13 protein-coding genes and 1 tRNA gene are annotated in these 13,935 nt (G+C 72.5%); 7 read left to right on the forward strand and 7 right to left on the reverse strand.

The genetic code is table 11. The features are described from left to right. Nucleotides 1–214: 214 nt before the first annotated feature. Nucleotides 215–790: a TerD family protein gene (locus ACFYVL_RS10055; protein WP_389242729.1), complete on the reverse strand. Its 576-nt coding sequence runs from the start codon at nucleotides 788–790 to the stop codon at nucleotides 215–217. Between the two features lie 193 nt (nucleotides 791–983). Here ACFYVL_RS10055 and arfB point away from each other — a divergent pair, with 193 nt between their 5' ends. After that, complete coding sequence (gene arfB / locus ACFYVL_RS10060; RefSeq protein WP_389242731.1) at nucleotides 984–1,412, forward strand: alternative ribosome rescue aminoacyl-tRNA hydrolase ArfB; 429 nt, start codon at nucleotides 984–986, stop codon at nucleotides 1,410–1,412. A gap of 77 nt (nucleotides 1,413–1,489) precedes the next feature. Here the strand turns inward: arfB and ACFYVL_RS10065 are convergent, their stop codons facing one another. Further along, the gene (locus tag ACFYVL_RS10065; protein WP_389242733.1) at nucleotides 1,490–1,990 is read right to left on the reverse strand and encodes a flavin reductase family protein; all 501 of its coding nucleotides are present in this window, start codon (nucleotides 1,988–1,990) and stop codon (nucleotides 1,490–1,492) included. 403 nt (nucleotides 1,991–2,393) lie between these two features. On the opposite strand from ACFYVL_RS10065, the gene cdgB reads away from it, so the two are divergent. Beyond that, the gene (cdgB, locus tag ACFYVL_RS10070) at nucleotides 2,394–4,073 is read left to right on the forward strand and encodes a diguanylate cyclase CdgB (protein WP_389242735.1); all 1,680 of its coding nucleotides are present in this window, start codon (nucleotides 2,394–2,396) and stop codon (nucleotides 4,071–4,073) included. A gap of 143 nt (nucleotides 4,074–4,216) precedes the next feature. After that, nucleotides 4,217–5,212: a carbohydrate-binding protein gene (locus ACFYVL_RS10075; RefSeq protein WP_389242737.1), complete on the forward strand. Its 996-nt coding sequence runs from the start codon at nucleotides 4,217–4,219 to the stop codon at nucleotides 5,210–5,212. Between the two features lie 72 nt (nucleotides 5,213–5,284). Here the strand turns inward: ACFYVL_RS10075 and ACFYVL_RS10080 are convergent, their stop codons facing one another. From ACFYVL_RS10080 to ACFYVL_RS10100, 5 genes are all read right to left on the reverse strand, one after another. After that, nucleotides 5,285–6,136: a ketose-bisphosphate aldolase gene (locus ACFYVL_RS10080; protein ID WP_389242739.1), complete on the reverse strand. Its 852-nt coding sequence runs from the start codon at nucleotides 6,134–6,136 to the stop codon at nucleotides 5,285–5,287. 72 nt (nucleotides 6,137–6,208) lie between these two features. Beyond that, nucleotides 6,209–7,447, reverse strand: coding sequence for a 1-phosphofructokinase family hexose kinase (locus tag ACFYVL_RS10085; RefSeq protein WP_389243398.1), 1,239 nt, complete (start codon nucleotides 7,445–7,447; stop codon nucleotides 6,209–6,211). A 148-nt stretch (nucleotides 7,448–7,595) separates the two neighbouring features. Continuing rightward, on the reverse strand, nucleotides 7,596–8,759 hold the full coding sequence (gene nagA / locus ACFYVL_RS10090) for an N-acetylglucosamine-6-phosphate deacetylase (protein ID WP_389242741.1): 1,164 nt from the start codon (nucleotides 8,757–8,759) through the stop codon (nucleotides 7,596–7,598). Beyond that, nucleotides 8,759–9,766, reverse strand: a complete 1,008-nt coding sequence (locus tag ACFYVL_RS10095) for an ROK family protein (protein WP_389242743.1) — start codon at nucleotides 9,764–9,766, stop codon at nucleotides 8,759–8,761. The genes nagA and ACFYVL_RS10095 overlap by 1 nt, the downstream gene beginning before the upstream one ends. Before the next feature lie 144 nt (nucleotides 9,767–9,910). Continuing rightward, nucleotides 9,911–10,819: an SIS domain-containing protein gene (locus tag ACFYVL_RS10100; RefSeq protein ID WP_389242745.1), complete on the reverse strand. Its 909-nt coding sequence runs from the start codon at nucleotides 10,817–10,819 to the stop codon at nucleotides 9,911–9,913. Nucleotides 10,820–11,138: 319 nt separating this feature from the next. Between ACFYVL_RS10100 and ACFYVL_RS10105 the strand changes: the two genes are divergently transcribed. From ACFYVL_RS10105 to ACFYVL_RS10120, 4 genes are all read left to right on the forward strand, one after another. After that, the gene (locus tag ACFYVL_RS10105) at nucleotides 11,139–12,365 is read left to right on the forward strand and encodes an ABC transporter substrate-binding protein (protein WP_389242747.1); all 1,227 of its coding nucleotides are present in this window, start codon (nucleotides 11,139–11,141) and stop codon (nucleotides 12,363–12,365) included. 118 nt (nucleotides 12,366–12,483) lie between these two features. Further along, nucleotides 12,484–12,849, forward strand: coding sequence for a DUF3263 domain-containing protein (locus tag ACFYVL_RS10110; protein WP_389242749.1), 366 nt, complete (start codon nucleotides 12,484–12,486; stop codon nucleotides 12,847–12,849). Nucleotides 12,850–12,927: 78 nt separating this feature from the next. Then, entirely contained in the window at nucleotides 12,928–13,791 is an 864-nt protein-coding gene (gene otsB / locus ACFYVL_RS10115) for a trehalose-phosphatase (protein WP_389242751.1), read from the forward strand. Nucleotides 13,792–13,859: 68 nt separating this feature from the next. Next, nucleotides 13,860–13,933: transfer RNA gene (locus tag ACFYVL_RS10120), tRNA-Met, on the forward strand. Nucleotides 13,934–13,935 lie beyond the last annotated feature (2 nt).

The raw sequence follows: 13,935 nt of genomic DNA on the forward strand, positions 1-13,935 counted from the left end.
TACGGACCGCGAACACGGACGCCACCACTCCGTGCCCGGACCTCAGGGCCTGCCCTGAGAACGCCTGCCCCGAGAACGCCTGCTCCGAGAACGGCCGGCCCCGGGGCTCTTCACCCGGAGGCGGCTCGGGCGCGGGAGTGCCGGGCAGCGGGAAAGGGGGAAGCCCCCGGCCGTATGCACCCGGCCAGGGGCTTCCTCAACAGTCGTGCGGAACTCAGACGTTGACGCCGAAGTCCTGGGCGATGCCCGTCAGGCCGGACGCGTAGCCCTGGCCGACCGCGCGGAACTTCCACTCCGCACCGTTGCGGTACAGCTCGCCGAAGACCATCGCGGTCTCGGTGGCGGCGTCCTCGCTCAGGTCGTAGCGGGCGATCTCGGCGCCGCCGGCCTGGTTGATGATGCGGATGAAGGCGTTGCGGACCTGGCCGAAGTTCTGCGAGCGGGACTCCGCGTCGTAGATCGAGACCGGGAAGACGATCTTGTCCACGTCGGCGGGCAGGCCGGCGAGGTTGATGTTGATCTGCTCGTCGTCGCCCTCGCCCTCACCGCTGCGGTTGTCGCCGGTGTGGACGATGGTCTGGTCCGGGGTCGCCTTGTTGTTGAAGAAGACGAAGTGGGCGTCGGAGTAGACCTTGCCCGCCTGGTTCACCGCGATGGCGGAGGCGTCGAGGTCGAACTCGGTGCCCGTCGTCGTGCGGACGTCCCAGCCGAGACCGACCGTCACGGCGGTCAGGCCCGGGGCCTCCTTGGTGAGCGAGACGTTGCCGCCCTTGCTGAGGCTGACTGCCATGGGATGTCCCTTTCCTCGTGGTGTGCGGGCTTCGCCGCGAGTGCCGAAGCTACCGTCACCACCTCTAACGCGGACAGGTGCCCGCCGAGTTCCGGGTTTCTTTACTTTCTTTGCCCGGATGTGCGCGGGGGCGCCCGGCGGGGGCGGCGAAAAGGGTGTGACGGGGCGGCCCGGAAGCGGGGACTATGGACGCATGTCCGGGCCCTACATCATCCGCGGCTCCGTCTCCCTTCCCGAGGCGGAGCTCATGTGGCGTTTCTCCAGGTCGTCGGGGCCGGGTGGACAGCACGTCAACACCTCGGACTCCCAGGTGGAGCTGCGCTTCGACCTCGCCCGCACGGAAGCGCTGCCGGAGGTGTGGAAGGCGCGGGCGCTGGAGCGGCTGGCCGGACGGCTGGTGGACGGCGTGGTGTCCGTACGGGCTTCCGAGCACCGCTCGCAGTGGCGGAACCGGGAGACGGCCGCCGTGCGCCTGGCGTCGCTGCTCGCGGAGGCGAGCGCCCCGCCGCCGAAGCCGCGGCGCGCGACGAAGATCCCCCGGGGGATCAACGAGCGGCGGCTGCGCGAGAAGAAGCAGCGCAGCCAGACCAAGGGTGGACGCTCGGGCAAGGGCTGGGACTAGCCCCACCGCCCCGGGCGGCACACCGCAAGCGCCGCACGCCGCCCGCCCGAGTCCGCTCCGGGCCGCACGCCGCGCCCTCACGCCAGTTGCCGGTACCTGCCCCGGAAGTAGGTGAGCGGGCCGCCGTCCGCGCTCGGCAGTTCCACCGACAGCACCCGGCCGATCACCAGCGTGTGGTCGCCCGCCTCCACCCGCTGCTCCGTACGGCACTCGACCGTCGCCAGCGCACCGCCGACCAGCGGCGAGCCGGACACCTCGCCCCGCTTCCACGGGATGTCCTCGAAGAGCAGCCGGTCGCTGAGCCGGCCCTTCATGGCGAACCGGCCCGCGATGTGGCGCTGGCTCTCCGCGAGGAGCGAGACCGCCCACAGCGGCTGTTCGGCGAGCAGGTCGTCCATCCGGGAGCCGTTGCGCAGGGAGACCATCACCAGGGGCGGGTCCAGCGACACCGACATGAACGCGGTGGCCGTCATGCCGACGTCCTCGCCGCGCGGACCGCCGTCCTCGTCGTGCGCGGTCACCAGCGTCACGCCCGCGGTGAAGCGGGCCATCGCCGCGCGGAACTCGTCATTGCTCACCCCCACAGGATGCGGGGTCGCGGGCGGGCGGGGCGAAGGGACGGCGCCCTGAGGGGTGGTTTCCGGGGTGGCTTCTGTCGTCTGGAACACATGATCAACGCTAGGCGGCACCATGTCCTCGGCACATCGGACATAGGGACCAGACGGGACCTAGGTCCTCCGGCCAGAAACCTTCCGGTCGATGTCCGTTTTCGGCCATGCACCTGCTGTGAGCAGCGCGGGAGCGCTCCCATATGGCAGAGGTCAACTTCCGCTCGGAGCTTGTGACTTGAGTCACAGAGAGGGGTAATTGTTGACCCTGTGTACCGGCGGAGGAGCGCGCTGTGATTCAGTGGCGGTGGCAATCGGACGATGAGAAGCCTGGAGTTGCTGTCGTTGCTGTCGAGGTTTCGGGGAGCGGGTCATGGAGGCCGAGTCGGAGCCGTACGTCCGCCTTGCGACCCTGCGGCAACTGCACCGGGTGGTCGCTGATCTCAACACGGCACGCAGCCTGTCGGACACCGTCCAGGCCGTCGCCGACGGCATCGTCGCCGGCCTCGGGTACGAACTCGCCTGCGTGAATCTGGTGCGCCCGGACGGCGACCTGGTGGTCGCCGCCTTCGCGGGCAACACCGCCGCCGAGGCGCTGATCACCGGCCGCGTCGGCTCCCGCAACTCCTGGGAGCGCCGGCTGTCGATGGGCGAGCGGTGGGGCGACCTCCACTTCATCCCGCACACCGAGGGCTGGGTGCTGATGGAGGACGACGTGCCGCAGTGGCACACCGAGGGCCCCGAACCGCGCTTCGCCGACGAGTGGCACCCCAGCGACCGGCTGTACGCCCCGATGTACGCCTCCGGCGGCGACGGGGAGCTGATCGGCGTCATCTCCGTGGACCGGCCGCGCGGCGGACGCCGCCCCGGCGCGTGGGCCCAGGAGGCCCTCACGATGTACGCCTCCCAGGCCGCCATCGCGATCATCAACGCCCGGCTGCGGTCCAACATGCAGCGTGCCTTGGTCCGGCTGGAGCGCGAGCAGCAGGCCCTGCGCGCCAGCGAGGAGTCCTTCCGGCAGGCCTTCGAGTACGCGCCGAGCGGCATGGCCATCGCGGAGATGGGCGGCGACCAGCACGGGCGGCTGCTGCGCACCAACGACGCGCTGTGCCGCCTGCTGGGCCGCCCCGCCTCCGCGATGCGCCGCTACTCCTTCGCCGACCTGGTCCACCACGAGGACGTGGGGACCCTGCTGCGCACCTCGGCGGAGGGCGGCCGGGCCGAGCTGCGCCTCCAGCGCAGGGACGGCACCTTCGTCTGGGTCTCGCTGCGGAACTCGGTGGTGGCCGACACCGCCGACGGCCCCCGCTTCCTGCTCACCCACGTCGAGGACATCGAGGAGCGCAAGCGGCACGAGCTGCACCTCGCGCACCGGGCCTCGCACGACTCCCTCACCGGGCTGCCCAACAGCGCGGAACTGCGTGCCCGGCTGAGCGCCCGGCTGTGCCGTCGGCCGCACGCGGTGCGGGCGACCGCCGTAGAGGCCCTGGACGCGGCGTACGAGGGCGTCTACGGCGACGGCGTGACGTACGACGACGGCTTCTTCGGGGACCCGATGGGCGAGGGCGACCCCGGGTTCTACGACCACCACGTGCACACGGTCGCACCGCCCGAGGGCGGGGCCGCGACGGCCGACGGGTACGCGGACGACGGCACGAAGGGGCTCGCGGTCCTCTTCTGCGACCTCGACGGCTTCAAGTCGATCAACGACCGCTTCGGCCACGGCGCCGGTGACGCGGTGCTGATCGAGGTCGCCCGGCGGCTGACCACCTGCGTCCGCGACGGGGACACCGTCGCTCGGCTCGGCGGCGACGAGTTCGTGGTGCTGGCGGACGGTCTGGGCAGCGCGGACGCCGCCGACCTCGCGGTCCGGCTGCGGAACGCGATCATTCCGCCGATCCGGGTGGACGGCCGGGCGGTGCGGGTGGGCGCCAGTTTCGGCATCGGCTGGGCCGAGTGCGGCATGTCCGTCGACGAGGTGCTGCAGTCCGCCGACCAGCGCATGTACATCGAGAAGCGGTCGCGGTCCAAGCCGCACAGGCGGGCCGGATAGCGTCGCCGGCGGCGGTGTCCGCCGGGCGCGCGCAGGGGTGCGGGGACAGGTGCAGGGGCCAACGGCCCGAAGGCGGTTCGCCCGCAGCAGGTAGGCTCGCCCGGTCGGCGACGCTGGCGAACATGGTGAGGAGTGACGCTGGGATGACGGCCGGGAACAACGGAGCGAGCACGCCCGAGGACGACGACCCGTTCGGCTACCTCTACGAGGACGGACGTGCGGCGGGCGCTCAGCCGCCCAGCTCGGGCGGCGGCTACGGCTACCCGGGCCCGAGCTCGCGGGGGGTCCCCAGGACGTCGTACAACCAGGTGCGGGCCGTCGGCGAGCGCCAGTACGGACAGCAGCAGGGCGGCTACGGCCAGCAGACGCAGGCCACCCAGCCGTTCCCGCAGCAGCAGCAGGGGCAGTCGCAGTACGGGCAGCCCAACGCGCACTACGCGGCCCCCGAGACGGTGCCCGGCGGTGCGCCGCCGCGGCAGGGCCCGCCGCACGGCGACCAGGGCCACGGCGGGCGCGGGCGCGGCCCCAACACCCGCGGCCTGCTGATCGGCGCCATCGCGGTCGTGGCGGCCGTGGTGATCGGCATCGGCGCGGCGCTGTACTTCGGCAAGAGCGACGAGAAGGGCGACCAGGCGGGCGGCCAGAACGCCGGCGCGACCGGCGGCCAGTCGCAGTCCGAGGACCCTTCGCCGTCGAAGGAGCCCAGCAAGGACACCGAGGAGCCGCCGGCGGAGCTGCCGAAGGCCCAGGCGGGGGAGCTGACGCTGTCCCCGGGGCTGAGCACGGACAAGACGATCACCGGGGCGCGGTCCGACAGCGGTGCGTACGTACCGCTGACCGCACCGGGGTCCTCGGCGACCTGGAAGGTCAACGTGCCCGCGGCCGGCCAGTACAAGCTGTCGGTCGACTACGGGGTGCCGGGCAAGAACGCCAAGGCCGACCTGTCGGTCAACGGCAAGCCGCACGGGACCGGGCTGCGGATGGACAACTTCGCCAACGCCGCAGAGGGCGACTGGCAGAAGGGCTGGACGAACACCTGGGCCACGGTGACCGCGACGAAGGGCGAGAACACCTTCGTGATCTCGTGTCCGGCGGGCTGTGAGGTCAACCTGGACCGGGTCGAGCTGAAGCAGCAGTAGATCTCGCGGAACGCACCAGTGCCCCGCCGGAAGAGGTTTCCGGCGGGGCACTGGTGCGTACGGGGCGAGCGGTCAGCCGATCGTCCGCAGGAAGTGGGTGACCGTCGCGGCCATCGCCTCGCGGCCCGGTACCAGGTACTTGCGGGGGTCGACCGTGGTGGGGTTGGCCTCCAGATAGCCGCGGACCGCGCCGGTGAAGGCCGTGTTGAGGGCCGTACCGACGTTGATCTTGACCATGCCGGCGGCGACCGCGCGGCGGATCTCGTCGTCCGGGACGCCGGAGGAGCCGTGCAGCACCAGCGGGACCGGGACGGCGTCGCGCAATTCGGCGATGAGGGCGTGGTCCAGGGCCGCGGTGCGCTCCGTCATGGCGTGCGAGGAGCCGACCGCGACGGCGAGGGCGTCGACCCCGGTGGCGGCGACGTAGGCGGCGGCCTCCTGGGGGTCGGTCCGCACCCCCGGGGTGTGGGCGTCGAGCGGGGCCTCGCCGTCCTTGCCGCCGACCTTGCCCAGTTCGGCCTCGATCCAGATGCCGCGCTCGTGGCCCCAGCGGACGGCTTCGGCGGTGGCCTTCACGTTGTCGTCGTAGGAGAGCTTCGACGCGTCGAACATGGCCGAGCTGAAACCGGCCTCGTGGGCGGCGTGCAGCAGGTCCACCGAGACGACGTGGTCGAGGTGGAGGGAGAGGGGAGCGGCGGACGCACGGGCCACGGCGGCGGCTGCCGCGGTGACGGCCAGGACGTTGCCGCCGTGGAACTTCACGGCGTTCTCGGAGATCTGGAGCACGGCGGGCGCGTTCCCGGCCTGCTCGGCGCCCGCGGCGATGGCTTCGGCGTGCTCCAGCGTGATGACGTTGAAGGCGGCCAGGGCGCGGGAGGCGGAGGCGGCGTCGGTGACGAGATCGCCGGTGGTGACCAGGGGCATGTGGTGCCAATCCTTGGGCGGGGTGGGACAGGGGGAGTCGGGCGGGGCGGGCGTGCGGGGCGCCCGGTCCGCTCAGACGGGTCCGTGGGCGGACGTGGGCTCGGTGACCTTGACCTGGGGGAGCAGCGACGCGTAGGTCTCCGCGTCGAACTCGCCGGCCGTGGGAGCTGCCACCGTGGCCGCCGAGAGGGCCACCGCGCGGGCCAGCCGCTGCGGCCAGGGCAGGTCCTCGACCAGGCCCGCCAGCAGCGCGGCCACCGCCGAGTCGCCCGCACCGGTGGGGTTGCCCCTGATCGCGGCCGGCGGGTGCGCCTGCCAGGTGCCGGACTCGGTGGCGGCGAGGATGCCGTCCGGGCCGAGGGAGGCGACCACCGAGTGGGCGCCCCGGCGCCGGGCGTCCGCGGACGCGGTCAGCGGTTCGCGGGAGCCGGTGAGCTGGGCCAGTTCGTCGAGGTTCGGCTTGATCAGGTCGGGGCGGGCGGCGATGCCCCGGCGCAGGGGTTCGCCGCTGGTGTCGAGGAGCACCGGTACGCCCGCCGTACGGGCCCGGCGGATCAGGTCCGCGTAAGCGCCCACGTGGATGCCGGGCGGCAGGCTGCCGCAGAGCGCCACCGCCCGCGCGCCGCCGAGCAGCCGGTCGTACGAGGCGAGGAAGGCGTCCCACTCGGCGGGGGAGACGGTCGGGCCGGGCTCGTTGAGCTGGGTGGTGTCGCCGGTGGAGCCGTCGACGACGGCGAGGGTGCGGCGGGTGTTGCCGGAGATGGGGACGAGGGCGTCGATGGGCGCGAGGCGGCGCACGGGCGGGATGCCGGGGGAGTCCGGGCCCGCAGCGGCGCCGGTGTTCCCCGTGGCGTGCGTGACGCTGGTGGCTGCTGTGGCTGAAATGGCCCCGGTGGCCCCGGTGGCCATGGTGACCCGGGCGGCCCCGCCTGCCTCGGCGGCCCCGGTGGCCGCTGTGCCCGCAGTGGACCCGGTGGACCCTGCGGACCCGGTGGCTCCCGTGCCCGCCCCACCTGCCCCGGCGGTCCGGTCGGTGCGGGCTGCCCCGGCTCTCCCGGCTGCCCTCGCGGCCTCGGCTGCCTCGGCCGCCTCGGCGGCCAGCAGTCCCCTCAGTACCTCGCCCGTCGGGCCCCCGGCGAAGCCCGTGACGACCGTCTCGTGGCCCAGGGCGGCCAGTACCCGGGCCACGTTCAGGCCCTTGCCGCCCGGCCGCTCGGTGACGGCGGTGACCCGGTGGGAGGTGTGCGGCACCAGTTGTGGGACGTGGTGGGTGAGGTCGAGTGCGGTGTTCAGCGTGACCGTAAGGATCATGGACACGATCCGCGTTCACCCCCAGTGACTCTGTAGAAAGCGCTTTCTGTACGTCCTGCCACGGGGATCATGCCAAAAAGAAAGTGGCTGGCCCAGGGGGCGGGGCCAGCCACTTCGTATCAATTTGGGAGAGCAATTCGGGCTAAAATCAGCCTACTTGGGGCTCAATGACCCATTCGCCCTTGCGCATCACGCCCGCGATCTTGAACTCCGCGTCGAGCACGACCAGGTCGGCGTCCTTGCCGGGCTCCAGCGAACCGACCTTGTCGTCGATGCCCAGCAGCCGTGCCGGGTTCGCGGACAGGGACCGTACGGCGTCCTCGACCGGCAGCCCGTCGATGGTGACCGAGCGGCGGAACGCGGTGTCCAGGGTGAGGGTCGAGCCCGCGATCGAGCCGCCCTCGACGAGCCGGGCGACCCCGTCGCGCACCTCGACCGCCAGCGGGCCGAGCTGGTACTGCCCGTCGCCGAAGCCCGCCGCGTCCATCGCGTCGGTGATCAGCGCGACCCGGTCGGCGCCCGCGTGGTGGTAGGCCAGCTCGAAGGCGGCCGGGTGCAGGTGGGTGCCGTCGTTGATCAGCTCGACGGTGACCCGCTCGTCCTCCAGCAGGGCGACGATCGGGCCCGGCTCGCGGTGGCCGATGGCCGGCATCGCGTTGTAGAGGTGGGTCGCGACGGTGGCGCCCGCGTCGATGGCCGCGACGGTCTGCTCGTACGTGGCGTCCGTGTGGCCGATCGCGGCGATCACGCCGTGCTCGGCGAGCAGCCGTACGGAGTCCAGGCCGCCGGTCATCTCGGTGGCCAGCGTGAACATCTTCGCGGTGCCGTGCGCCGCGTCCATCAGCTTGCGCACGTCCGCCGGGTCGGGGTCGCGCAGCAGCGCCTCGCTGTGCGCGCCCTTGCGGCACGGCGAGATGAACGGGCCCTCGAAGTGGATGCCGGCCAGGTCGCCCTGCTGGACCAGTTCGGCGAGCAGCGAGGCGCGGGCGGCCAGGAAGTCCATCTCGCCGGTGACGGTGGAGGCGACCATCGTGGTCGTGCCGTGCTCGCGGTGCGTCCGTACGCCCCGCAGCACCTCCTCCGGCGTGCCGGAGGTGAAGGAGGCGCCGCCGCCGCCGTGCACGTGCATGTCGACGAAGCCCGGCACGATCCAGTGTCCGGACAGGTCACGGGCGGGGGACTCGGGCGCGGCACCGTCGGGGAGCGCTCCCGCGATCCTCGTGCCGTCGACGATGACCCGGCCACCGTCGACGGTGCCGGTGGGGAGCACCACCTTGGCGCCGGACAGGACCTGAACCTTGCTGCTGGCCATCAGTCGGATACCTCCGTGGTGTCCATGACGTCGTTGCGCATGGTGGGGTGGGGGGTGCGCTGGTTGTCGTTGTACGTGGCGAGCAGGTCCCAGGCGAGGAGGCCCGCGCCCAGACAGCCCGCCGTGTCGCCGAGCGCGGCCGGCACGATCGTCGGCAGCTTCTGGAACGTGACGCGTTCCTCGATGGCGGCACGGAGCGGTACGAACAAGGTTTCCCCGGCTTCGGCGAGACCGCCACCGACGATGATCGTCCGGGGGTCGAGCAGGGTCAGCGCGGTGACCAGGCCGTCGGCGAGGGCGTCGATGGCGGCGTGCCAGACGGCGGTCGCCCGCTCGTCGCCGCTCTCGACGGCCTTGGCGCAGTCGGCCGCGTCCGCCTCCGGGTCGCCGGCGGCCGCCGCCCAGGCGGCGGACACGGCGGAGGCGGAGGCGTAGCGCTCCAGGCAGCCGCGCTGGCCGCAGCCGCACTCGACGCCGCCGGGGCGCACCACGATGTGGCCGATCTCGCCGGCGCCGGCGTGGGCGCCGGCCTCGATGGTGCCCTCGATGCCGATCGCCCCGGCGATGCCGGTCCCCAGCGGTACGAAGAGGAAGCGGTCGGCGCCCTTGCCCGCGCCGATCCGGCCCTCGGCGAGGCCGCCGGTGCGGACGTCGTGGCCGAGGGCGACGGGGACCGGGGGCCGGTCGGGGCCGCTGAGCCGCTCGCCGAGCAGGGCGCGCAGGGGGACGTCGCGCCAGCCGAGGTTGGCGGCGTACAGGGCGATGCCGTTCTCGGCGTCGACGATGCCGGGTACGGCGACGCCGACCGCCGCCGCGCTCTCGCCGTAGTGCTCCTCGCCGTGCGCGCGGAGATCCTCGGCGAACGCGAGGATCGACTCGACGACTGCGTCGGCGCCGCGCTCCCGGCCGGTGCGGCGACGGGCCTCGTGCAGGAGGGTGCCGTCGGCGCCGACCAGGGCGGCCTTCATTCCGGTGCCGCCCACATCGAGGGCGATGACGTGTTTCACCGGGCCAGTGTCGCGCGTCAACCCCGGACAGGTCTAGTCCACTCACGGGGGGCGTCGCGGCGTACCTCTCCGGCGGCGCGCACCTGTCTCGATGGACGGCCCCGCCGCCCGAGGGGGGCGGGGCCGTCCGGGGGCAGGTGGGGATCAGGGGGTGAGGATTACGCTGCGGGAGAGGTTGCGGGGGTGGTCGGGGTCGTAGCCCTTCGACTCGGCGAGCACCACCGCGAGCCGCTGCGCGCGGATCAGGTCCGCCATCGGGTCCGCGGACTCGTTGGCGACCACCGTGCCGCCGACGGCGGTGACGTCCCCCGCCAGCCCCTCCGGCAGCGTGCCGAACATCCACGCCACCCGGTTCGGACCGGTGATCGAGATCGGCCCGTGGCGGTACTCCATCGCCGGGTAGGACTCGGTCCACGCCCCCGCCGCCTCGCGCATCTTCAGCCCGGCCTCCTGGGCGAGGCCGTACGTCCAGCCGCGGCCCAGGAACGTCCACTGCTCGGCGGCGGTGACCGCCTCCGGCAGCGGCTCGGTGATGGCCAGCTCCGCGTCCACGGCCGCGGCCTCGACCGTCTTCACGCCGTCCGCCAGCCGGCCGCTCCGCTCAAGGCCGGCCCGCAGGAAGGCCAGGGCGGTCGTCGCGAAGCGGGTCTGGACGACCGACTCCTCGTCCGCCCAGTCCAGTACGGCGACGACGTCCGCCGCGTCCATGATCGGCGTCTTGGGGTCGCCGGTGAGGGCGAGCGTGGGGACCTTGCCGCGCAGCTCGCCGAGGAGGGCGAGCACCTCGCTGGTGGTGCCCGAGCGCGTGATTGCCACCACACGGTCGTAGGAGCGGCCGGTCGGGAACTCGGACGACGCGAACGCGTCGGTCTCGCCCTGGCCCGAGGCCTCGCGCAGGGCCGCGTACGCCATCGCCATGAACCACGAGGTGCCGCAGCCGGTGACCGCAACGCGCTCACCAGGCAGGGGAAGTCCTTCGAAGCCGGTCGCGTACTCGGCGGCGCGCCGCCAACAGGTGGGCTGGGTGGCAATCTCAACTGCGGTGCGGGACATGCCGGAGACTCCTCATGTACATAAATCGGGCGTAGTGCGGCGGTGCTGACCTCAATGACCTTGGTCCCGCCCTGCTTAGCAGCCCGTACGCGATTTGCGGAAGGTGTTGCGTAAGAGATACCCAAGTGGTGTAGACCTCGCGGTCGCGCATGGGCGAAAATCGCAACTCATACGGACAAGTGCGCACGTGGCACGGCGTCGGCCTCACAAAGGCTCCCGAATCACTCGCGCAAGATATGCATCAAACTGGGCAAAAAGGGTGGAACGGGCTGTGCAGCGGCGCTACTTGGGTCTGACCGCGGCGATAGCCGCACTCGCTATGGCAACGACCGTCTCGGGTTGCGGAAGCATCGGCATCGGCGGTTCCGACGACGTGACGCTCAAGTTCGTCGCGGCGGACTACAACCTCGACGGCGGCGACGGCACCAAGAAGTACTGGAGCAACCTCGCCCGCGCCTTCGAGGAGAAGAACCCGAAGGTCAAGGTCGACGTCGAGATCTACTCGTGGGACGACGTGGACCGCAAGGTCGCCGAGATGGTCAAGGGCGGCAAGGCCCCCGACATCGCCCAGATCGGCGCGTACGCCGACTACGTGGCCGGCGACAAGCTCTACAGCGTCGAGGACCTGCTCTCCATCCCCACCCAGGCCAACTTCCTCACCCCGCTGGCCAAGGCCGGCGAGGTGAACCTGATGCAGTACGGGATGCCGTTCGTCGGCAGCACCCGGCTGATGTTCTACAACAAGGACCTCTTCGAGAAGGCCAACATCCAGCGCGCCCCCAAGACCTGGGACGACATCGCCACCGACGCGAAGGCGCTCAAGGAGGAGGGCGTGAAGTACCCGTTCGCGCTGCCGCTGGGCCCCGAGGAGGCGCAGGCCGAGACGATGAACTGGATGCTGGCCGCCGGTTCCGGCTACACCGACGACATCGGCGCCTACTCGATCAACTCCGCCGACAACATCGGCGCTTTCACCTTCCTCAAGGACAAGCTGGTCGGCCCCGGTCTGACCGGCCCGGTCGCCCCCGGCAAGCTCAACCGCAAGGCCGCCTTCGAGGCCTTCGCCAAGGGCGAGGTCGGCATGATCAACGGCCACCCGTCGCTGATGCAGCAGGCCGAGAAGAACGGCGTGAAGTACGAGATGGTGCCGCTGCCCAGCGAGGACGGCTCCGCCCGCCCGGCGATGGGCGTCGCCGACTGGATGATGGGCTTCAAGCAGAACGGTCACCGCAAGGAGATCGGCAAGTTCCTCGACTTCGCGTACAACGACGAGAACGTGCTGGCCTTCGCCAACGAGTTCGACCTCCAGCCGGTCACCATCACCGCCACCGACAAGATGGCCGCCGACAGCAAGCACCGCAAGACCCGCAAGTTCCTCGACGCGATGCCCACCTCGCAGCTGTACCCGGTGGGCAAGACCTCGTGGGCGAAGGTCAGCGAGAACATCAAGAAGCAGATCGGCAAGGCGGTCGAGCCGGGGAACACGCCGGGCGGCGTGCTCGGCATCCTCCACCGCGAGGCCGTGGCGACGGACAGCGCCCAGTAGCGCCCCCTCCCGGGAGGGCCCCGGCCCAGGAGCACCCCCGGCCCGGACCGGAGCCGTCACGGCCCGGGTCCGGGCCGGGCCCGTCCGGTCCGGGCCGGTCCCGCCTAGGCTGGGACGTATGCCGTACGAGGACGAGGGCGAGGCGCCCGCCACTGACCCCGCCAGCCCGCCCGCCGCCGGTACCTCTGCCGCCGGTGCCCCCGCCGCCGACCGGGCCCCGGCCCCCGCCCCCGCCGCGGGATCCGCCCCCGCAGGCCGGCCCCCGCTGTCCGCGCGGGAGCTGGCGGTGCTGGCCGTGGAGCGGCAGGGGTGGTCGGGGCCCGGTGCCAAGGAGCGTGCCGTCCGCGAGCAGCTCGACATCTCGCCGACCCGCTACTACCAGATCCTCAACGCCCTGCTGGACGACGTCCGGGCCGAGGCGCACGACCCGGTGACCGTCCACCGGCTGCGCCGGGTCCGCGCCGAACGCCGCGAACGCCACTGACCACGGCACTCCCGCCGGACCCCGCCCCGCACGGGCGCGGCGTGTGCCCGGGGACCCGGCCCCGGTAGGGTCGGGGCCATGGGGACTCTTTTCGAACCGTCCACCGAATCCGGCCGCGAAGCACTCGCCGCCCTCCTCGCGGCGCCCCAACGCGCCCTCGTCGCACTCGACTTCGACGGCACGCTCGCCGACATCGTGCCGGACCCCGAGCGGGCCCGCGCCCACCCCGACGCCGTGCCCGCGCTGGCGGCGCTCGCCCCGCAGGTCGCCTCCGTGGCGATCGTGACCGGCCGGCCCGCCGGGGTCGCCGTACGGTACGGCGGGCTCGCCGGTGTCCCCGGCCTGGAGCACCTCGTGGTGCTCGGGCACTACGGGGCCGAGCGCTGGGAGGCCGTGACCGGCACGGTCCGCGCCCCCGCCCCGCACCCCGGTATCGCCGCCGCCCGTGCCGAGCTGCCCGGTGTGCTGGACGCGCACGGTGCCTGGCGCGGCACCTGGGTGGAGGAGAAGGGGCAGGCCGTCGCCGTCCACACCCGCCGCTCCAGCGACCCGCAGGCCGCCTTCGACGCCCTGTGCGCACCGCTCGCCGAGCTGGCCGCCCGGCACGGACTGATCCTCGAACCGGGCCGTCTGGTACTGGAGTTGAGGCCGCCGGGCGTCGACAAGGGGGTGGCCCTCGCGGACTACGTGCGGGAGATCGGCGCGACCTGCGTGGTGTACGCGGGCGACGACCTCGGAGACCTGCCCGCGTACGCCACCGTCGAGAAGCTCCGCTCGGACGGCGTCCCGGGTCTGCTGGTGTGCAGCGGCACGGCCGTGCCCGAGCTGGCCGAGAAGGCGGACCTGCCGCTGGCCGGACCGGCCGAAGTGGCCGCGTTCCTCGGCTGGTTGGCGGACGCGGTGGCCGCGGCGGGGCAGCCGGGAGAGGGTGCCGGGCAGTAGTCCGGGGCCCGGCCGCGCGGAATCGATTTCCCACCGCACCGGAAACCACGTACTGTCGTGTTCACCGACGCGGGGTGGAGCAGCTCGGTAGCTCGCTGGGCTCATAACCCAGAGGTCGCAGGTTCAAATCCTGTCCCCGCTACT

The sequence above is a fragment of the Streptomyces sp. NPDC004111 genome (genome assembly GCF_042874215.1).
Taxonomy (GTDB): domain Bacteria; phylum Actinomycetota; class Actinomycetes; order Streptomycetales; family Streptomycetaceae; genus Streptomyces.